Source organism: Streptomyces sp. NPDC104106 (assembly GCF_055584345.1).
In genome coordinates, this window is sequence record NZ_JBVJMF010000004.1 from 226,432 (window position 1) to 245,699 (window position 19,268).

The 19,268-nt window shown below is 75.6% G+C and carries 16 protein-coding genes and 1 pseudogene; 7 read left to right on the top strand and 10 right to left on the bottom strand.

The annotated features are described in order from the left end of the window. The first annotated feature begins 80 nt into the window (after window positions 1-80). Genes ACZ60X_RS11710 through ACZ60X_RS11720 form a run of 3 tightly spaced genes read left to right on the top strand, consistent with a single transcriptional unit; the run spans window position 81 to window position 6,506 of the window. The gene (locus tag ACZ60X_RS11710) at window positions 81-1,409 is read left to right on the top strand and encodes an SGNH/GDSL hydrolase family protein (RefSeq protein ID WP_469596516.1); all 1,329 of its coding nucleotides are present in this window, start codon (window positions 81-83) and stop codon (window positions 1,407-1,409) included. Window positions 1,410-1,469: 60 nt separating this feature from the next. Beyond that, the gene (locus tag ACZ60X_RS11715) at window positions 1,470-2,213 is read left to right on the top strand and encodes a hypothetical protein (RefSeq protein ID WP_469596518.1); all 744 of its coding nucleotides are present in this window, start codon (window positions 1,470-1,472) and stop codon (window positions 2,211-2,213) included. Window positions 2,214-2,222: 9 nt separating this feature from the next. Beyond that, complete coding sequence (locus ACZ60X_RS11720) at window positions 2,223-6,506, top strand: HAD-IC family P-type ATPase (protein ID WP_469596521.1); 4,284 nt, start codon at window positions 2,223-2,225, stop codon at window positions 6,504-6,506. Window position 6,507: 1 nt separating this feature from the next. On the opposite strand, the gene ACZ60X_RS11725 is transcribed toward ACZ60X_RS11720, so the two are convergent. Continuing rightward, window positions 6,508-7,587 carry an NADH:flavin oxidoreductase/NADH oxidase gene (locus ACZ60X_RS11725; protein WP_469596524.1) on the bottom strand — a complete coding sequence of 360 codons (1,080 nt, stop codon included), beginning with the start codon at window positions 7,585-7,587 and terminating at the stop codon, window positions 6,508-6,510. A gap of 98 nt (window positions 7,588-7,685) precedes the next feature. Between ACZ60X_RS11725 and ACZ60X_RS11730 the strand changes: the two genes are divergently transcribed. After that, entirely contained in the window at window positions 7,686-8,042 is a 357-nt protein-coding gene (locus tag ACZ60X_RS11730; protein ID WP_469596526.1) for an ArsR/SmtB family transcription factor, read from the top strand. Window positions 8,043-8,115: 73 nt separating this feature from the next. Here ACZ60X_RS11730 and ACZ60X_RS11735 read toward each other — a convergent pair whose 3' ends face one another. The 7 genes and pseudogenes from ACZ60X_RS11735 to ACZ60X_RS11765 all read right to left on the bottom strand — a co-directional run bounded on the left by ACZ60X_RS11735 (window position 8,116) and on the right by ACZ60X_RS11765 (window position 14,067). Next, window positions 8,116-8,406 carry a hypothetical protein gene (locus ACZ60X_RS11735; protein ID WP_469596529.1) on the bottom strand — a complete coding sequence of 97 codons (291 nt, stop codon included), beginning with the start codon at window positions 8,404-8,406 and terminating at the stop codon, window positions 8,116-8,118. A 167-nt stretch (window positions 8,407-8,573) separates the two neighbouring features. After that, entirely contained in the window at window positions 8,574-9,947 is a 1,374-nt protein-coding gene (locus ACZ60X_RS11740) for an FAD-dependent oxidoreductase (RefSeq protein WP_469596532.1), read from the bottom strand. Window positions 9,948-10,199: 252 nt separating this feature from the next. Next, a complete protein-coding gene (locus tag ACZ60X_RS11745) occupies window positions 10,200-10,868 on the bottom strand; it encodes a TetR/AcrR family transcriptional regulator (protein ID WP_469596536.1) in 669 nt (222 codons plus the stop codon). Window positions 10,869-11,029: 161 nt separating this feature from the next. Beyond that, window positions 11,030-11,731 (bottom strand): HAD family hydrolase, encoded by a 702-nt coding sequence (locus ACZ60X_RS11750; RefSeq protein WP_469596539.1) that lies wholly within the window; start codon window positions 11,729-11,731, stop codon window positions 11,030-11,032. 9 nt (window positions 11,732-11,740) lie between these two features. Then, a pseudogene (locus tag ACZ60X_RS11755) lies at window positions 11,741-12,465 on the bottom strand (phosphatase PAP2 family protein). Window positions 12,466-12,474: 9 nt separating this feature from the next. Beyond that, window positions 12,475-13,410: a M56 family metallopeptidase gene (locus ACZ60X_RS11760; protein WP_469596542.1), complete on the bottom strand. Its 936-nt coding sequence runs from the start codon at window positions 13,408-13,410 to the stop codon at window positions 12,475-12,477. Between the two features lie 93 nt (window positions 13,411-13,503). Further along, window positions 13,504-14,067, bottom strand: coding sequence for a DUF5134 domain-containing protein (locus ACZ60X_RS11765; protein WP_469596545.1), 564 nt, complete (start codon window positions 14,065-14,067; stop codon window positions 13,504-13,506). Window positions 14,068-14,240: 173 nt separating this feature from the next. Here ACZ60X_RS11765 and ACZ60X_RS11770 point away from each other — a divergent pair, with 173 nt between their 5' ends. Beyond that, window positions 14,241-15,932, top strand: coding sequence for an FUSC family protein (locus ACZ60X_RS11770; protein WP_469596547.1), 1,692 nt, complete (start codon window positions 14,241-14,243; stop codon window positions 15,930-15,932). Further along, complete coding sequence (locus tag ACZ60X_RS11775) at window positions 15,929-16,591, top strand: MarR family winged helix-turn-helix transcriptional regulator (RefSeq protein ID WP_469596550.1); 663 nt, start codon at window positions 15,929-15,931, stop codon at window positions 16,589-16,591. Before ACZ60X_RS11770 ends, ACZ60X_RS11775 begins: the two co-directional genes overlap by 4 nt. Window positions 16,592-16,623: 32 nt before the next feature. On the opposite strand, the gene ACZ60X_RS11780 is transcribed toward ACZ60X_RS11775, so the two are convergent. Together ACZ60X_RS11780 and ACZ60X_RS11785 are read right to left on the bottom strand one after the other, a co-directional pair. Next, on the bottom strand, window positions 16,624-17,388 hold the full coding sequence (locus ACZ60X_RS11780; protein WP_469596553.1) for a VOC family protein: 765 nt from the start codon (window positions 17,386-17,388) through the stop codon (window positions 16,624-16,626). A gap of 850 nt (window positions 17,389-18,238) precedes the next feature. Continuing rightward, a complete protein-coding gene (locus ACZ60X_RS11785) occupies window positions 18,239-18,631 on the bottom strand; it encodes a VOC family protein (protein WP_469596556.1) in 393 nt (130 codons plus the stop codon). 70 nt (window positions 18,632-18,701) lie between these two features. Between ACZ60X_RS11785 and ACZ60X_RS11790 the strand changes: the two genes are divergently transcribed. Beyond that, window positions 18,702-19,241: a GNAT family N-acetyltransferase gene (locus ACZ60X_RS11790; RefSeq protein WP_469596559.1), complete on the top strand. Its 540-nt coding sequence runs from the start codon at window positions 18,702-18,704 to the stop codon at window positions 19,239-19,241. The last annotated feature ends 27 nt before the right edge of the window (window positions 19,242-19,268 follow it).

Sequence of the window (19,268 nt, forward strand, 5' to 3'; positions counted from 1 at the left end):
GCCGCGCGGGCGGTGGCAGTGCCGTGGGAGCGCTTCCATAGCGGGCGTGTTCATGCCACGATGCGGCCGTGAAGCAGCCCATGAGAGCGTCGTTCGCCACTGTGCTGAGTGTCTGTGTCCTCGTGCTGACCCTGGTCGTGACGGGCTCGGCGGTCGGAGCACTGCTCGACCGGCCCGGCTCGGGCGCAGCCGCCGAAAGCCCGGGCCCCGGCACGCACTGGGTGGACACCTGGACCGCCATGCCCCAGCTGACCGAGCCCGCCAACCTGCCGCCCGCGCCGTACACCGGCGAGAAGTCGGTGCTCGTGGACGCCACCCTGCGGCAGACCGTCCGGGTCACCGTCGGCGGCCACCGTGCCAGGCTGCGCTTCTCCAACGCCTACGGCGACACCCCGCTGCCGCTCACCGCCGTCACCGTCGCCCTGCCCCAGGGCGGGAAGGCCGGGGTCAGCGCGGTGGAACCGGGCTCGGTACGGCGGGTCACCTTCGCGGGCCGGGACGCGACGACCGTGCCGGTCGGGGCCCAAGTGGTCTCCGACGACCTCGACTTCGACCTGCGCGCCGGCACCGAGCTGACGGTCACGGCGTACACCGCGCGCGGTCAGGCCTCCCTGGCGCTCACCTCGCACCCCGGCTCGCGCACCACCTCGTACCTCGTGCGCGGCGACCACACGCGCGACCAGGATCTGACCGGGGCGACCGCCGTCGACCACTGGTACCTGCTCAGCGACGTCGAGGTGCCGGCGCCCGCACGCACCCGCGCGGTGGCCGTCGTCGGCGACTCGCTCAGCGACGGACGCGGCTCCACGACCAACGGCAACGACCGCTGGCCGGACCAGTTCTTCGACCGCCTCCGGAGCCGGCCGGACACCTCCGGCGTCGCCGTCCTCAACCAGGCGGCGGGCGGCAACCGCGTCCTCAACGACGGGCTCGGCCCCAACGTCCTCGCCCGCCTCGACCGCGACGTACTGTCCCGCAGCGGTGTCTCCTGGCTGATCCTCTTCGAGGGCGTCAACGACATCGGCACCGCCGAGGCCACCCCCGCCGCGCAGCGCGCGGTCACCGACGACCTGATCGCCGGCTACCAGCAGATCGTCGTCCGCGCCCACGCCGTCGGCATCCGCGTCTACGGCGCGACGATCACGCCGTTCGGGGGCAACACCCCGTACGACGACCCGGCCGGGCTGCGGGAGGCCTCACGGCAGCGGGTGAACACCTGGATCCGCACCCCGGGCCACTTCGACGCGGTGATCGACTTCGACCGCGCGGTCCGCGACCCCTCGGCGCCGAACCGGCTGCGCCCGGCCCTGCAGGTCGGCGATGGGCTGCATCTCAACCCCGAGGGTTACCGCGTGCTCGCCGAGGCGGTGCCCGGCGGACTCTTCCGTGACCGGGGCGAAAGGGGATAAAAGGCGCGGTGCCGGGCACTCGGGTGAGACTGGAACGGCGGGTCTCACCCGAGGAGAGTCATGGCTGAGCAGAAGTCGTCGCCGGCCCTCACGGCGCCCGTGCGTGGTGCCTTGTCGGCGGTGCGCAAGGTGCCGGGCGCCGGCATGGTGGGCAGGACCGCGACGGAAACCCTGGACAAGGTGGGCGCGGTGTCGCCCCGGGGGCGGCGGATCGCCGTGTACGTGGGCGCCGGAGTGCTCGGTGCCGCGGGAGTGGTCGAGTGGCCCGTCGCCCTCACCGGCGCGGCGGTGGCCTGGCTCACCCAGCCCCGGCCCGCACAGCAGGCGGCCGGCGGCCAGGGCGCGGACACGTCGGCCGCGGGGCTCGCGGCGGCCGGGGACCGGGGCGGGGCCGAGCCCCCCGGTCCCGTGGCCGTCGGCGGACGGGCGGCCACCGAGCGGCGGGCCGGACACGGCACCACCGGCGCGGAGCCCGAACCCCCGCTCGACCTCGGCTCCGCGGCGCTCAGGTCCGGACATGGCGGAAAGACCGCCGAAGCGGCGTCCGGCGAGCCTGAGGACGAGACCGGGACCGCACCTGGAGGAGGCAGTGGTGCGCAGGCCGCCCACGGCGGCGCGGCGTCCGGCGGTGCACTCGAAGCCGGCGGTGCGGAGAGGTCCGGCGGCGCCTCCGGTGGCTCCGAGGCCCCGCACCACCGCACGGCGTCCCGTGGTTCCCGCGCCACCCACGGCACCAGAGGAGAGTCCACAGGCGCCACCGGCCCGCTCGGGCCCACCGCACGACCCGATCGCACCACACTCTGAGGAGGGCCCATGGTGGGGCTGCTGACGGCGCCGTCGGCGATGGTACGGCGGCTGCCCGCCCCGACGCGGTTGCTGGCACCCGCGGTCGGGGCGGTCGCCGGTGCCGCCGCCGGGACGGCGCGGGCCGGAGTGCGCGGCGCGGACGCCGCCGTACGCGTGGGACGGGTCGCGCGCAACGCTCTGCCCGGAACGGGTGACCTGTGGCGGGCCGGTGCCCGCGCCCACCTCGCCCTGCACGCCGTGGAGCCGGAGCGCGTACGGCGCGCGGGCGGCATCGCGGTGCTGGCGCGCCAGGTGGCGGGGGCACTGGCCGAGCACCCCGACGTCCTCGTCGCGTACTGGGACCAGGGGCTCGCCCGCCTGGTGGTGACCGCGGTCGGCGACGAGGCCGCGGACCGGGTCGTGGAGCACGCCGCCGACCTCGCCGAGCGGCACGGGCTCGGCGTGGCCGACGCGGACGCGGAGGACACCACGCATCCGGCCGACCCCGCCGGAGTGCGCGCCGCCGTGGCCGCGCTCGCCGCCGACGGGCTCGGCGTGGCCGGCGCGCTCACCGCGTACGCGCTCCGGCTGCCGCCCTCGCCCCGGCTGGCGACCGCCGTGGTCACGCTGCTGCGGGAGAACCCGCACTGCCGCGCCTGGCTGCGCGCGCGGCTGGGGCACACCGGCATGGACCTGGGGCTTGCCGCCGCGAACGCGGCCGTCCACGGTGCCGGCCAGACCCCGACGTCGCTCGTGCTCGACGGCGCCCTGCGCGCGTGCCAGGTGGCCGAGACGGTGGCCCGCGCCGCCGCCTTCGACGCCCACCACGACGAACTGTGCGCGCCCGGCCGCGTCAGCCTCCCGGCGGACGGCGCCCCCCGCCCGCCGCTGCGCGAGTCCCCCGCGCAGGAGTACGCCGACCACGCCTTCACCGGCAGCCTGCTGGGGGCAGCCGCCACCCTGCTCGTCAAACGCAACGGCGCCGAGGCGGCGGAGGCGGTCCTCGCCGGCTCGCCGAAGGCCGCCCGCTACGGCCCCGCCGCCTTCCACGCGCTGCTGAGCGCCGCGCTCGCCCGCAAGGGAGTGCTGGTCCGCGACCCGGAGCGGCTGCGCCGGCTGGAGCTGGCCGGCACGGTCGTGCTGCACTCCGGTGTGCTGCGCACCGACGAGGGCGAGGCGGACCCGTGGGCCGAGCCCGTGCTGGACGCCGCCCGCCGGGCGGGCCTGCGCGTGGTGCTCGTGGACGACCCGGCCCTGGAGGACTTCACCGGTCTGGCCGACCAGGTGGTGGACGCGCGCCGGCCGCTGGACGACGTGGTGTACGAGGCGCGCGGCGACGACGCCGGTGCGGTGCTCGTCGTCGCCAGGGTGAGCGCGGCCGAAGAGCGGGACCTCCTGGCCGCGCTGTCCGCCGCCGACATCGCCGTCGCGGTCACCGACCGGGACGGGGCCGTGGTCTGGGGCGCGGACCTCCTGGCCCCGCACGGACTGCCCGACGTATGGCGGGTGCTGACCGCGATCCCGCCCGCCCGCAGGGTCGGCCGGCACGCCCAGACCCTGGCCCGCTCCGGGGCCGCGCTCTCCGGCCTGCTCGTGGCCGTCGGCGAGTCGCGCGGCGCCCGCGGCCGCTTCGCCGCGCTGCCGGGCCTCAGGCACGCCCCCGTCGACGCGGGCGCCTTGACCGCCCTGCTGTCCGGGGCGAGGGGCGCACTGAGCGTGGCGGCGGCCCGGCCTCCGCACCCGCGTCCGCGCGTGCACTGGCACGAGCTGGACTGCGCGGCGGCGCAGGAGCGGCTGGAGCAGGAACGGCCCGACGAGGGCGGCGAGTTCGAGGCGCTGACCGCCCGTGTCCGCAAGGCGGCCGCCGGCGTCGCCCGGCATCCGCTCGCCGCGCCCGCGCGCTGGACCTACCGGCTGGGCCGCGCCGTACGCGGCGAACTCCAGGACCCGCTGACCCCGGTCCTCGCGGTCGGCTCGGCGGCCTCGGCGATCCTCGGCTCCGTCGTCGACGCGCTGCTCGTCCTCGGTGCCCTCGACCTCAACGCCCTGGTCGGCGGTCTGCAGCGGCTGCGTGCGGAACAGGCGCTCTCCGGCCTCGTCGCGGAACAGCAGCGCAAGGCGCGGCTCGTGCCGCCCGGGGAGGAGGCGCCGGCCGGCGGCACGCGCACGGTGGACGCGGGCGAGCTGCGCCCCGGGGACGAGATCCGGCTGAACACGGACGACGTGGTGCCCGCCGACGCCCGGCTGCTGTGGCAGGAGGACCTGGAGGTCGACGAGTCCGCGCTGACCGGCGAATCGCTGCCGGTGCAGAAGCAGACCGACCCGACCCCGCACGCGGCCGTGGCCGAGCGGCACTGCATGGTCTTCGAGGGGACGACCGTGGTCGCGGGCCAGGCGCTGGCCGTCGTGGTCGACACCGGTGAGCACACCGAGGCAGCCCGCGCCGTCCACCTGGCCGCCCGTACGCCCCCGGCCGGCGGCGTCCAGGCCCGGCTGCAGCAACTCACCCGCAAGGCACTGCCGTTGACACTGGCGGGCGGCGCCGCGGTGACCGGACTCGCGCTGCTGCGCGGCGCCCCGATCAGGGAGGCGGTCAGCGGCGGTGTCGCCGTGGCCGTGGCGGCGGTGCCGGAGGGCCTGCCCCTGGTGGCAACGGTCGCCCAGCTGGCGGCGGCCCGGAGGCTGAGCCGCGGCGGTGTCCTGGTCCGCACCCCGCGCACCCTGGAGGCGCTGGGCCGCATGGACACCCTCTGCTTCGACAAGACCGGCACGCTCACCGAGAACCGGCTGCGCGTGGTGCGCACCTGCGCCGCCGACGGCACCGTGCGCGCGGTGGACGACCCCGGGTCCGCAGGCACCGTCCGCGCCGCCGCCCGTGCCTGCCCCCACCCCGACGGCGGGGCCGAGCAGCAGCCGGTGCACGCCACCGACGAGGCCGTGCTGGCGGCGGCAGGCCCCGACCCGGACTGGACGGAGGCCGAGGATCTGCCCTTCGAGGCCGCGCGCGGATATGCCGCAGCTGTCGGCCGCGCCGGGGACGGACCGCTCACGCTCGTGGTCAAGGGGGCCCCGGAGACCGTGCTGCCCGCCTGCCCCGACCGTCCCGCCCACGCCTCCGGGGCGGCGCACAGCCTCGCCCGGGACGGCCTGCGGGTGCTGGCGGTGGCGCAGCGGCGCCTCGACGCGGCCGAGGAGGCGGCTGACGCCCTCGAACGGCCCCTGGAGGAACTGGAGTTCATCGGCCTGCTCGCCCTGTCCGACGTACCGCGCGAGACCTCCACGGCGCTCGTCGCGGGGCTGCATGAGGAGGGCGTACGGCCGGTCATGCTCACCGGCGACCACCCGCAGACCGCGCGGGCCATCGCGGCGGAACTGGGCTGGCCCGAGGACACCGTGGTGGTCACCGGCGACGAACTGGCGGCCGCGGACCGGGCGGCCCGGGCCCGGATGCTGCGGGACGCGGGCGTGGTCGCGCGGGTGGCGCCCGAGCAGAAGCTCCAGGTCGTGGAGGCGCTGCGGGACGCGGGCCGGGTCGTCGGCATGGTGGGCGACGGCGCCAACGACGCGGCCGCCATCCGCGCCGCCGACATCGGTGTGGGCATCAACGCGCGCGGCTCGGCCGCCGCCCGCAACGCCGCCGACATCGTCCTGACCGACGACGATCTGACCGTCCTGATCGCCGCGATCGGCGAGGGCCGGGCGCTGTGGCACAGCGTTGCCGACGCCATCGCCATCCTGATCGGCGGCAACGCCGGCGAGGTCGGCTTCGGGCTGCTGGGCACGCTGCTGTCCGGCCGGGCGCCGCTGTCCACCCGGCAGATGCTCATGGTGAACCTCTTCACCGACCTGTTCCCGTCGATGGCGGTGGCGGTGACCGAGAAGGAGGGCGAGGCGGACCTGGCCCATGTGGAGGATCCGGCCGGCGTGCTGGGGGAGCCCCTGCTGCGGCAGATCCGGCATCGGGCGCTCACCACCTGTCTGGGCGCGGTGACGGCCTGGCTGATCGGCCGGTTCACTCCCGGTACGGCGCGCCGCTCCAGCACGATGGCGCTGTGCGGGGTGGTCGGCACCCAGCTCGCGCAGACCTGGCTGGACCGGCGCGACAGCGGTCTGGTGCGGCTGACCTGCCTGGCCTCGGCCGCCGCGCTGGTCGTCGTGGTGGAGACCCCGGGCGTCAGCCACCTCGTCGGGTGCACCCCGCTGGGCCCGTTCGCCTGGGCCGGGGTCCTGACGGCGATCTGCCTGGCCCTGGCGGGGCAGCGCGCGCTGCCCCGCCTGGAGGAGACGGTGCGGCGGATCGTGCCGAGGTGACTCAGACGGAGCGGAGGTACTGCTCCGGCACCCGGACCCCGGCGCCCGCCTCGCGGGCGGCCTGCCGGGCCCAGGACGGGTTGCGCAGCAGCTCGCGGCCGAGCAGGACGGCGTCCGCCTCGCCGTTCTTCAGGATCTGCTCGGCCTGCTCCGCCTCCGTGATCAGCCCGACGGCGGCGACGGGCAGCGGCGTCTCGGCCTTCACCCGGGCGGCGAACGGCACCTGGTAGCCCGGCTCGACCGGGATGGTCACGCCGGAGGCGTTGCCGCCGGTGGAGACGTCGAGGAGGTCCACACCGTGCGCGTGCAGATCGCGGGCGAAGCGGACCGTGTCCTGCGTGGTCCAGCCGCCGTCCTGGAGCCAGTCGGTGGCCGAGATCCGGAAGAACACCGGCTTGTCCTCGGGCCACACCTCGCGGACGGCGTCCACGACCGCGAGGGCGAAGCGGGTGCGGTTCTCGTAGGAGCCGCCGTAGGCGTCGGTGCGGTGGTTGGAGTGCGGCGAGAGGAACTCGTTGACGAGATAGCCGTGGGCGCCGTGGATCTCGACGACCTCGAAGCCCGCGTCGAGCGCGCGGCGCGCGGCGGCGGCGAACCGGCCGACGATCCCGTCGATCTGGTCGGTCGTCAACTCGGCGGGGACGGGGTGTCGTTCGTCGAAGGGCACCGCGCTGGGCGCCAGCGTCCGCCAGCCGCCCGCGTCCGGCCCGAGCGGCGCGCCGCCGGTCCACGGCCGGTCGGTGGATGCCTTGCGGCCGCCGTGCGCGAGCTGGACGCCCGGCACCGTGCCCTGCGCGGCCAGGAAGCCGGTGAGCCGGCGGAACGCCGCCACCTGGGCGTCGCTCCACAGACCGAGGTCGTACGGGGAGATCCGGCCCTCCGGCACGACCGCGGTGGCCTCGACGATGATCAGGCCGGCGCCGCCCGTGGCGCGCGCCCCGTAGTGCGCGAGGTGCCAGTCGTTCGGGGTGCCGGCGAGCGGCCCGTCCGGCTCGGCCGAGTACTGGCACATCGGGGGCATCCACACCCGGTTCGGGATGGTCACTTCGCGCAGGGTGAAGGGCTCGAAGAGCGCGCTCACGACGGACTCCATTCGTCACGGGACCGTTGGTCGACTCGTACGATAACTCTCGTATTACGAGAGATGTCAAAATACGATGACTCTCGTACGATGGTCGTGTGAGGACCGCCGACCCCGCCCCCAGTGGCCGCGACCTGCCGCACCCCGCGTGTGACGAGATCCGGCTGGAAGCCGTGCTGCACGCGCTCTCCGACCCGATGCGGCTGCGGATCGTCCGCGAACTCGCCGCCGACACAGCCGAGTTGACCTGCTCGCACTTCGCCCTGCCGGTGACCAAGTCCACCTCCACGCACCACTTCCGGGTGCTGCGCGAGGCGGGCGTGATCCGGCAGAGCTACCGGGGTACGGCGAAGATGAACGGCCTGCGCCGGGACGACCTGGAGGACCTCTTCCCCGGCCTGCTCGACGCTCTGCTCGCCGCCGCCGCCCGGCAGGCCGTCCGTCTGGGTGACTGAAGCGGAACGTCCCCGGAAGGTGGTGGCAGGCAGGCTGGTTCGGCATCGATCGCCACCGGGACCGCCACCACCGTCAGCTTGTCGTCGCCCGCAGGTCCACCCGGGCCGGCGTCCGCCGCCCGCTCGCCGCGACCGGGCCGACCGGCACCGGCGCCGGAATCACCGCGACCACCGCGCCCGGCTTGGGCGGCAGAGCCGGCGGCATCAGGATCGCGCCGGCCGCCGCGACCACCGAGCGGCTGCGCACCCGTGCCCTGCCGACCGGCCCCATGTGCTGCGCGTACGTCGTGTCCGCGATCGGATCACCGGTCGTCTCGGTCGTGCTCGCCAACGCCTCCACCGGCATCGACGCGATAGCGGGCATGTGCAACGCCGGAGTCCCGAAGGGGAGCGGCGTGCTGTCGCCGGCCCGGCCCGCAGGCTGCCGGTGCCAGGTTCTCCGGCTCCTCGAAACCCCTCGGGCCGGCACCGGCGGGATGTCGGCCAGGCCCGCGACGATGGCCGCGCCGCCCGGTCTGTCGCCGGTGCGCGTCAGACCCGGTCGGGGTGCGCCGAGCGGGCCGCCGTGCGCAGTGCCTCCCAGTCGGCCAGCTTGACCACGCTCCGTCCGAGGCGCGCGCCGAGCGCGGCCTCGGCCCGTCGGATCGCCAGCCAGCCCGACCACGGCACGGGCTCCATCCCGGCCGCCCGCAGCGCCGGCAGCGGGTCCTCGGGCACCTGCCGGGCGAGCAGCGCGGGCGCGTCGGAGAGCAGTGAGGCCGCCGTCTCCTTCGCGCAGGGCCGGTTGGTGCCGATGACACCCGTCGGCCCGCGCTTGATCCACCCCGCGACATACTCGCCGGGACAGGGCTCGGCGCCGCGCACGACCCGGCCCTCCCGGTGCGGCACGGTGCCGCTCGCCGTGTCGAACGGCAGCCCGTCCAGCGGCACTCCGCGATAGCCCACCGACCGCAGCACCAACTGGGCCGGCACCACCTCGTACCGGCCGGTGCCCGTCACCCCGCCGGCTCCGTCCGGTGCCGTCCGCTCGAAGCGCACGGCACCCACCCGGCGTTCTCCGCTCCCGGCCTCGCCGTCCTCGGCCGCGAGCAGTTCCACCGGCCGCAGGAAGAACCGCAGGGAGATGCGCCGGCCGGCCGGCTCCGCCGGGCGCCCCGCCCAGCCGCGCAGCACCTCCAGGTTGCGCCGCGACACCCCGGGCAGCGTGCCGGGGTCGGTCGGGTCCAGCGTCAACTCGTCTTCCCGCACGGTCACTTCGGTGCCGGGCAGGCCGCCGAGCTCGCGCAGTTCCTTGGTGGTGAAGCGGGCCTGCGCCGGACCGCGCCGGCCCACCATGTGGACCTCGGTGACACCGCTCGCCGTGAGCGCGTCCAGAGCGGCCTGCGGGATGTCCGTCGGCTGCAGCTCGGCGGCGCCCCGGACCAGCATGCGCGCGACGTCCACCGCCACATTGCCCATCCCGATGACCACGGCCGAGCGCACCGCGCGCAGCCGACCCGCGTCGGCCGCGTCGGGATGCGCGCTGTACCAGGCCACGAAGTCGGTCGCCGACCAGCTGCCCGCAAGCTCCTCGCCGGGAACCCCGAGCCGGCGGTCACCGGCGGCGCCCACGCAGTACACCACCGCGTGGTACAGCTCCCGCAGCCGCCGGGTGGGCAGCCCGCCAGGGCCGCCCACGCGGACCCCGCCGAGGAAGCGCACCCGCTCGTGCTCCAGCACCTCGGCGAGGCTGCCCTGGAGGGACTTGATCTTCTCGTGGTCCGGGGCGACGCCATAACGGACCAGGCCGTACGGGCACGGCAGCCGGTCCAGGACGTCCACGCGGACCTCGGGATCCCGCTGGATCAGACTCTGGGCGGTGTAGCACCCGCTCGGGCCCGAACCGACGACGGCGACACGCAGCACAGCGAGGCTCCTTGACGGAAGGAGGGTGTGCGGACACCTCCAGCATGGCACCGCCCGGCCCGTGACGGCAGGGTCCGGCGGGGTGACGGGGAAGGCGTGTCGTGTGCACAGGGGTGACCGTACTGTGATCATGTGATTACGCGGCGTGCGCACCGGCGCGATCGCCATCGCTGCTCCGCGCCCGTCGCGCGGACGCGGCATGCGGACCCCTTGATGATGCGTCACATGTGCCCGGGCGTACGGCAGTTGGCGTCAGGAGCGCTCCGGGCGGGCCTCCGTGGCGAAGAAGCGGGAGAGGTCCTGCTCACGGGCCCCGGCGGGCGTCTCGCTCTCCGGCGGTCTGCCCAGCGTCCAGTCGAGCCCGTAGCGCTGGAACAACTCGGCCCGCAGGGCCGGAAGGGGCATCAGCGCGCCCGGGATCAACGCCGCGTACACCGCCCCCATGAGCAGCGCCCGCAGCACCGGATAGTCGGCCGAGACGTTCTGGGAGCCGTACCGGGCGACGGTGTCCCCGAGCAGCTCCGACAGCCGCTGCTGCTCCGGGCACTGCACGAAGCCCTCCGCCTGGAGCAGCCCTGCCATGTGCTGTCGCATGAGCACCGGTTGGTCGCGGGCCAGGCCCAGGATGGCGTCGATGGCCCGGGCCAGCCGCTCGCGGCCGTCCTCGGTGCACGGCTCGCGCTCCAGGGCCTCCTCCAGCGTGCGGTGCATCAGCCGGTGCACGGCGGACTGCACCAGGTGGCGTTTGCCGGGGAAGTAGTACGACACCAGTCCGCGCGCCGAACCGGCCCGGTCGGCGATGTCGCCCAGTGTGGTGGCCTCGAAGCCGTGCTCGCCGACCAGCTCCACCGCCGCCTGCAAGAGCCGTTCGCGGGAACGCCGTCGCAACTCTTCATTGACCGAGGCGCTGCGCGGGGACATCCTGTAACTCCTGCGTTGACTGGCTGCCAGCCAACTATACTCACCGCAGGAGGCGCCGCCGCGTGCGGAGCCGGTCCAGGACTGCCGTCCGTCTGGGGCGACGCGGGGGATCGTCTCAGACGGACGGCGCGCAAGCGAGTCATGGCATGCGCGGTGCCGCCTCACGCGCCTGCTGGGCCCACCAGGTCCAGCACCGGCAGCAGCGCGGAGGGTCGCCGCGTCACCGGCAGATGGTCCACGAAGTGCACCCGGCAGCCGAGCGCGAGCGCGCCGCCGTCCGCCTCCTCGCTGTCGCCGACCATCGTCACCTGCCGCGGATCGGCCCCCAACGCCTCGCAGGCCACCGAGAAAAGCCGGGGGTCCGGCTTCTGCATCCCGTGTTCGTACGACAGCACGTACGCGTCCACGTACGGGTCGAGCCCGTGGTGGCAGAAGACCGGACGCAGGTCCCAGCCGATGTTGCTGACCACGCCGACCCCGATCCCGCGCTCGCGCAGCGTCCGCAACACCTCGGCCGCGTCGGGGTACGGGGTCCAGGCGGCCGGGGCCATGTGCCGCTCGTACAGGGCGTCGTACAACTCCGGTGCGGGCAGCGGGACTTGCCGGGCGACGCCGGTGTAGGCGGCGCGGTGCAGTGCCGCGCTCTCGTCGCGCGCGGCCCAGACCGCGGCGAGATGCGCCGGCGGCTCGACCGGTGCGGCGCCGCCGGGCAGCGCCCCGGCCGCCTCCAACGCCCGCGCCGTCTCGATGAGTCGGGGCTCCGGCAGGGCATGCCCCGACGCGTCCAGCGTCGCGCGCAGCCAGGACTCGGCGGACTCGATCCGGAACAGCGTCCCGGAGAAGTCGAACAACACGGCAGTCACGCCTCGACCCTATCGGGGCCGCCGGGCAGGCGAGTGGGGCTGGCGAGGGCCCGCCCGGTCGTATCCCGTGACGGCCAGCGCCACCGGCAACGCCCCGAACAGCCAGCCGCCGAGCACGTCCGAGGGCCAGTGCACGCCCAGCCACACCCGGCTCACGCCCACGCCCACCCCCGACACCAGCGCCACCGCCACGGCCGTACGCCACAGCCGCGGACCCGCCCCGCGGCGGCGCAGCAGCCACAGCAACAGGCCGCAGACCACGGTCGCCGTCATCGCGTGCCCCGAGAGGAACGACGCGTAGTGCGCGGAGTCGACCGGATCCGGCCAGACCGGGCGGGGCCGGCCACGACCGCCTTCACCGACTGCTGCACGAGTGCGGCCGCACCGCCGACGGCCGGCAGCCACACCGCCGTCCGCCAGGCCGCGTACCGCCACACCAGCCACACCGCGGCGGCCACGCCCACCAGGTGCATGGTGAGCGGATCCCAGACCCAGTCCGTCAGGATCCGGAAGACCCGGGTGAGGCCGCGCTCTCGCACCGCCCAGTGGTGCGTCGTCCGGGAGGCGGCGCCGTCCAGGCCGGACAGCGGACTCCAGCGGGCCACGACGGGCGCGAGCAGCACCCCGCAGCAGGCGGCGAGCAGGGCCGCGGCGCGCGGTGCACGGGAGCGGGGGCGGACGGGGCCGGGGAGCACACCGTCGTCCTCGCGGGTCGGCGGGTGCCTGGCGGGCATCCGGGCGGCTCAGCCGAGTGCCCGCAGCCCCGGTACCAGGGCCACCAGCACCGGGATCACGGGCACCAGCGCGGCCAGGGCCGTCAGACGCAGCCGGTGCAGGGCGGGCAGTCGGTCCGGTGCGGTGAGCAGCCGGTGCACGCGCTGCGGCACATGCGCCTGCGGGGTGGGGGAGGGGCCGAACACGCCCCGTTCTTCGTTGAGTTCGACCAGGGCCAGCGCGGTCGTCAGCCGGCCGAAGCGCCGGGAGGCCATGTCGTCGGCCGCCAGCTCGACCAGCCGGTGCATCTCGTCGCGGAACGCGGCGAAGACCGGCACCTGCGGGAAGCCGCCCGCCAGCGCGGCCGAGCTGTGCAGCAGCCAGTCGTGCCGCGCCTGCGCGTGACCCTGTTCGTGCGCGAGCAGCGCGTCCAGCTGACGCCCCCTCAGTCGGCGCAGCGCGGCTGTGGTGATGACCAGCTGGGGCGCGGCACCGGGCAGCCACCAGGCGTCGGGGCGCTCGCCCTCCAGCACCACCAGCCGGCCGCCGGCCACCTGCTCGCCCGGCAACAGCGGTGCCCGCACGAGGAGTTCGGCCCGCCGCGCACGCCGGCGCGCCCGGGACCGCGCGACCTCGCGCACCAGCATCGCGAGGCTCCACAGGCCCCCCGAGGCGAGCAGCACCGCGGTGACCGCGGCCCACGGGCCGGCGGCGCCGAGCGCGTAGGCGTCCACGACCGCGCGGGGAGCCGGCGCGAACACGTTCCCGCGCACCGCCGCCCAGGCGGCCGCGGCGCTGAGCGTCATCGACAGCGCGCAGCACAGCAGCACGGCCACCACGACGCACTGCCACGCCCACAGGGCGACGACCGGTTCGCGCTCCGCCCAGTCGGCCCGCGCGAGCAGCCGGGGACCGACGACGGCGGTCAACGCGCCGAGCAGCAGCAGTGCCACGGGGACCATCATGGGCAGCACCCTATGAGCGCGGTGCCGCTCACCGTAGGGCCCATGACGCCGAAGTGACGCAGGCAACGCGGCCGGCCGTGCCACGGGCGCCGCTCACATCGTGAGCAGCATCGCCACCATCCCGATCCCCATCGACAGCCGGCACGCCCGCGCCAGCTCCGGACGGTCCCCCCAGCGCGCGGGCCCGGAGCCGAACCCGGACTCGGGCACCGCGACCGCGGCGGGCACCAGGCGGGCGCCGGCGAGGAGCACGTACCCCGTGAAGTACACAAGGAGCGCGCCGGTCAGCAGCGGCACTCCGGAGCCGCCGTGCACGTGGTGCCCGGTGGGCGGGGCCGCGGCCATCGCCGCCGCCATGTAGGCCATCGCCGCCGCGCCCACCAGATGGTGCAGATGGTGCCGGCCGCCCCGGGCGGCCCACAGCGCGCGCAGGGCCGCCGCCCCGAACACCGCCGCGTACACCGGCCACGCCCACCTCGGCGGCGTGAAGACGGCCGCCGGTACGGCCATCACGGCCATGCCGAAACCCATCAGCGCCTCGCCGCCCGCCGAGCGGCGCTGCTCCTCGACTGCGCTGCGCATCCGCAGCAGGCAGTAGGCCCCGGTCGCCGCGCACAGCGCGACCAGCAGCCAAGCCGCCGGTACCGGTCCGTGCACACGCACCCCCCGCTCGACGGTCGGTCGAAGGACGTCGAGGTTGCGATGCCCACGCCATGCGGCGCGCACGCGAGCGCAAGGGTGTACACGGGGAGCACTCGGCGGAGCACGCCAGGTGAGCGGGGACGCCTGCGTGACGTTTTACTAATAAAACACATGCTAAATTAATGGGTATGAGCAGTGCGACCCGCAGCCGACTTCCCCTCTCCGGAGTGCTCCGCCTCGGGCGGCCCTCCGACATCTGGTTCAAGCCCGCGCTGAGCGCGGTCGCCGCCGTCGCCCCGCCCAACCTGATCCTGCTGGCGCTCGGCCGCCTGGACCTCGCCATGTACACGATGGCCGGATCCCTCTGCGCCCTCTACGGCCACAACCGGCCCTACGTCACCCGCGCCCGCGTCCTCGCCTGGGTGGTGCTCGGCATGGTCGCAGGCCTGGCCGTCTCGCTGCTGGCCGCCTCGCTCACCACCGACGCCGTCGTCCTGGTCACCGTCGGCGCCGTCATGGCGGCCGTACAGAAGGCCGTGTGCGACGCCACCCGGCTCGGACCGCCCGCCAACGTGGTCCTGACCTTCATCAGCTCCGCCTCGCTGTTCGCCCCCCAGACCCTCGACCAGGTCCCGGCGCACATCGGCCTGGCCCTGGCAGCGGGCGCCTGGGCCTGGCTGGTCGGCATGGCGCCCGGGCTGCTGCGACCGCACGGCCCGGAACGGCGCGCCACCGCCCAGGCCCTGCACGCCGCCGCCGCGTACGCCGCGACGCGCGGCACCGGCGACGGACACCCGCGGGCCCGCGCGGCGAGCGCCGCCGCGATCCACGCCGCCTGGCAGTCGCTGCTCGCCGCCGGCACCCGCCCCGACCGCGCCCGGCGCGCCCTCGAACAGCTCCTGGTGCGCGCCGAGGTCGCCCTCGCCGCCCCCGCAGACAGCGACCCCGACCGGCTGCGCGCCTGGGCCCGCGAACTGCGCGGCACCGGCCGGATACCGAGGGTCGAGCCGCCCCGCGAGGGTGTCGACGAACTGCTCGGTGCGGACACCGAACTCGCCCTGCCCCGCCCGTCGTTGCGGCACCGGCTCGCCCCGCTCGCGCCGATCGCCGCGCGCACCGCGATCGGCTGCGCCCTCGCCGGCTACGCCTCCCTCGCGCTCGGCGTCGGCCGCCCGTACTGGGCCCTGGTCACGGCGGCCTCCCTGTACCAGGCCAACGTCACCCTCACCTGGAGCCGCGGCGTCCAGCGCGTCGTCGGCAACCTCGTCGGCGTACTCGCCTTCGCCGTCCTCGCCCCGCTCGCCCATCTCCACCCGGCCGCCCTCGTGCTGTGCTGCCTCGCCCTCAACTTCGGCGCCGAGGCGCTGATGGGCCGCAACTACTGGCTCGGCAGCGTGTGCGTGACCCCGATGGCCCTGCTCATCACCGAGTTCGCCCACGCCCAGGACGCGGGGCGGCTGATGACGGAGCGGGCCGTGGACACCCTCGTCGGCGCGCTCGTCGGCTTCGCCGCCGCCGTCGCCGTCACCAACCGCCGCGCGGGCGACCGCCTCGAGCATGCCCTCACCACGGCGGAACGCGCCCGCGAGAACGCCGCCCGGCTGCTGGGCGAGCCGCACCCGGCGCCCCGCGCCCTGGAATCCGCCCGCCGTGCCCTCGCCGCCGCCCTCGCCGACCTGCGCGCCACGGCCGACGCCGCCGCCGGCGAGTGGTGGCAGCGCGCCCTGCCCGAGGAGCGGGTCGTGCTCGTCGAGCAGGCCGGACACCGTACGCTCGCGGCGACGGTACGACGCCAGGGGTTCGTGCCGAGGCAGGACGATGAGCAGCCCCGGCACCGGCGGCAGGACCCGGGCCGGGCGACGGAGGACATACGGCCATGACGGCGAGCAACGGCGGACCGACACCGGCGGACGACACGGCGGGCGCGGGCGCGGGTACGACGGGTACGGAGGCGGGGGCGGAAGGCGAGGGACAGCGGGCCGGCTCCGGTACCGGCACCGGAAAGGTCGCGGGAACCGGGGCCGCGGGTGCCTCGCCCGGGGACACCGTCGCCGCCGTGGTCCGGCAGTGGCGGGCCGTGCACCCGGAGCTGGACACCGGGCCCATGGAGGTCATCGGCCGGATCAACCGCTGCGCCGCCCTGCTCCAGCAGGCCGAGGACGCACCGCTGCGCCGCGCCGGACTCAGCCGCCCCGAGTTCGACCTGCTCGGTGCGCTGCGCCGCACCGGCCACGAGCTGACCCCGGGCGAGCTGGCCCGCGAGACCTTCTCCTCCGGGGCCGCCGTCACCAAGCGGCTCAAGCAGCTGACCGAACGGGGGCTCGTCGAGCGGCGCGGCGACACGCGCGACCGCCGTGTCGCCCATGTCCGGCTCACCACCGCCGGCCGGGACCTGGTCGACGGCATCCTCCCCGAGCAACTCGCCTACGAGACCGCCGTACTCTCGGTCCTGCCGCCCGAGGGGCAAGGCGAACTCGCCGGTCTGCTGGGGGAGTTGCTCAGCCGTTTGGAGGGCCGTATGGGGGCGCTGCGAGCCTAGCCGCCGGGGGATGCCGGAGGCCGAGCCGTCCCTCAGACCTCCGAGCCGACCATGTGCACACCGAACGCCGCGCCCTGGGGGTCCCGCAGCACCGCGATGCGCGGCCCGTCCGGCACGGTCACCGGCGGATGGGCGACGGATCCGCCCGCCAGGTCGGCGACCTCGGCCATCGCGTCGACGTCGGCCACCGCGAAGTACGGCATCCAGTGCGCGGGAACCTCGGGCGGGAACCGGTCGCCCATGTCGGCCATGCCGCCGAACTCCGCGCCGCCGAGGGACCACTCCGTGTACCAGTCGGAGGCGTCGGCGCCCCAGCCGAAGACCGTGGTGTAGAACTCCCGGGCCCGGCCGGTGTCCCGGGTGGCCAGCTCGACCCAGCCGAGCGTGCCGGGCGCGTTGAGCAGTCCGGCGCCCGGAAACGTCCGGGCCTGCCACAGATGGAAGGCCGCGCCCGTCGGATCGACGGCGACCGCGAACCGGCCCGCGTCGAACACGTCCATCGGGCCGACGGCCACCGTGCCTCCGGCCTCCTCCACCCGCCGCCCGGTGGCGTCCGCGTCGAGGACGGCGAAGGTGACGTTCCAGGCCACCGGCTGGGTGTCCCGGTACAGCGGGGTGAGCGCGGCGACGGGCGCGTCGCCCATGTGGGCCACCGTGTACCCGCCCGCCCCCGGGCGGGTATCCGTCTCCGGGCGCCATCCGAACAACTCGGCGTAGAACCGCATGGCCCCCTCCACGTCCGTGGTCCCCAGCTCGGTCCAGCACGGGCCGCCGGTCACGGGCTTGTCGAACTCCATCGCGGTTCCTTCCGGACAGGCGGTCGGACGACGGGCCCTCCCACGCCTCACAGCCCCTCTCCGGCACGCTAACCCGGCCTCGCACCCCCGGCCATCCGAACCCGCCCCGGCCACCCGGCCCCCTGCTCGCCGTCCGGGCCCGGTCCCGGTCGGGGACGGGCGAGGCGGCGGCTACGGGGTCCCTCCAGCGCGTGGGCGGTCCCGCCGGGACGGGCCGGCGAGGGGCCCATGGCGTGAGGCCGGGGGCCGGCTCGTCGCGCCGGGGTGGACCGGGCGGCGCGGGGTCCCCCGGCTGGACCGGCGAGGGCGCGCATGGTCCCGGCGTGAGCCGGTGGAGACGGCGGCCGCGTGATGCGGGGCGCGCGGTGTCGGGTGGGATCGGCGCGCGGGCGGCCGCTCGGGCGTGTGGTGGGCGGAGACTGGGGAGGTCCACTGTGGTGCATGAGGCGGGGCTCGGGCGGCCGCGCCGGGGCGGGCGGGGTGGTCGGCGTGTGATGCCGGCCTGGACGGGGGCGTGGGCGGTTGTGCCGGGGCGTCGGTGTGTGGTGCTCGATCGGACCGGGGTATGGGGGCGCGTCCTGGCGGGGCGGGGCGGGGCCGGGCACGCACGCGTGCGCGGTGGCGAGGAGTGACGGTCCGTCTGTCGGATCCCGGTGGATCGGTCCCCCTTCGGGCCGTGGCCGTTCCGCCCGCCCCGCGATCCGGGCCGAGCGGCGCGCCCCACCGGTCACGGCCGATCAGTCCCTCTCCCGATTCCCGGCCGATCGCTCCGCCCGTCGGGCTCTTGTCCATCCTTCGGGCCTGCGACACCGGCCGATCGCTCCGCCGCCGATACCGCATCGGCCGCCCCTCAGATCCCCGGCCGATACCGCATCGGATGGTCCGCCGGGACCTCCACCAGGGCGATGGGGATGCCGTCCGGGTCGTTGATCCACATCTCGATCAGGCCCCAGGGTTCCCTCACCGGGGGCCGGGCGATGTCGACGCCCTTCGCCCGGAGTTCCTCGTGCGCGGCCGTCACGTCGTCGACCTGCAGCCACAGCCGTACCGTGGGAGGGGACGGGGTCTCGGAACGGCCGGAGAGTTCCAGGAAGCCGCCGCCGAGGAAGTAGACCGTCCCGTGTTCGGGGCCAGTACCGAACTCCCGGTAGACGCCGAGCCCCAGCCGCTCGCCGTAGAAGGCACGGGAACGCTCGGGGTCGGTGGGGGTGAGCAGTGTCCGGCTGCTGAGTACGTGCACCATGCAGGCGGAGCCTACTGGCAGGGTTACCCTCGTCCCTGGCTCAGCCACGCCGAGACCGAAAGGGCGCCCCATGGACACCCCCGCCACCCCCGTCACCTTCCGCGACGCCACGGAGGCCGACGTCGACGCCCTGGTGGCGCTGATCGAGTCGGCGTACCGCGGCGAGGCCAGCCGGGCGGGGTGGACCACCGAGGCGGACATCCTGGACGGGCAGCGCACCGACCCCGAGGGCGTGCTGGAAGTGATCAAGTCGCCGGACAGCCGGCTGCTGACCGTGGAGCGCGACGGCCGGATCATCGCCTGCTGCCAGCTCGAAGACCGCGGCGACCACGCCTACTTCGGCATGTTCGCCGTCAGCCCCACGCTCCAGGGCGCCGGCCTCGGCAAGGCCGTCATGGCCGAGGCCGAGCGCCGGGTGCGCGAGGACTGGGGTGTCACCGCGATGCACATGACGGTGATATCGGTGCGCGACGACCTCATCGCCTGGTACGAGCGGCGCGGCTACCGCCGTACGGGACAGATGAGCCCGTTCCCGTACGGCGACGAGCGCTTCGGCATACCGCAGCGCGCCGACCTGCGGTTCGAGCTGCTGGTCAAGCCACTGGCTTGACTCTCGCCCCGGTGCGCGTGCCCCGCG

Bases quoted from the DNA above. Each gene is read 5' to 3' on its own strand.
- ACZ60X_RS11710 (WP_469596516.1), top strand. From the start codon at position 81: ATGAGAGCGTCGTTCGCCACTGTGCTGAGTGTCTGTGTCCTCGTGCTG.
- ACZ60X_RS11715 (WP_469596518.1), top strand. From the start codon at position 1,470: ATGGCTGAGCAGAAGTCGTCGCCGGCCCTCACGGCGCCCGTGCGTGGT.
- ACZ60X_RS11720 (WP_469596521.1), top strand. From the start codon at position 2,223: ATGGTGGGGCTGCTGACGGCGCCGTCGGCGATGGTACGGCGGCTGCCC.
- ACZ60X_RS11735 (WP_469596529.1), bottom strand. From the start codon at position 8,406: ATGCCCGCTATCGCGTCGATGCCGGTGGAGGCGTTGGCGAGCACGACC.
- ACZ60X_RS11745 (WP_469596536.1), bottom strand. From the start codon at position 10,868: ATGTCCCCGCGCAGCGCCTCGGTCAATGAAGAGTTGCGACGGCGTTCC.
- ACZ60X_RS11760 (WP_469596542.1), bottom strand. From the start codon at position 13,410: ATGATGGTCCCCGTGGCACTGCTGCTGCTCGGCGCGTTGACCGCCGTC.
- ACZ60X_RS11770 (WP_469596547.1), top strand. From the start codon at position 14,241: ATGAGCAGTGCGACCCGCAGCCGACTTCCCCTCTCCGGAGTGCTCCGC.
- ACZ60X_RS11775 (WP_469596550.1), top strand. From the start codon at position 15,929: ATGACGGCGAGCAACGGCGGACCGACACCGGCGGACGACACGGCGGGC.
- ACZ60X_RS11780 (WP_469596553.1), bottom strand. From the start codon at position 17,388: ATGGAGTTCGACAAGCCCGTGACCGGCGGCCCGTGCTGGACCGAGCTG.
- ACZ60X_RS11785 (WP_469596556.1), bottom strand. From the start codon at position 18,631: ATGGTGCACGTACTCAGCAGCCGGACACTGCTCACCCCCACCGACCCC.
- ACZ60X_RS11790 (WP_469596559.1), top strand. From the start codon at position 18,702: ATGGACACCCCCGCCACCCCCGTCACCTTCCGCGACGCCACGGAGGCC.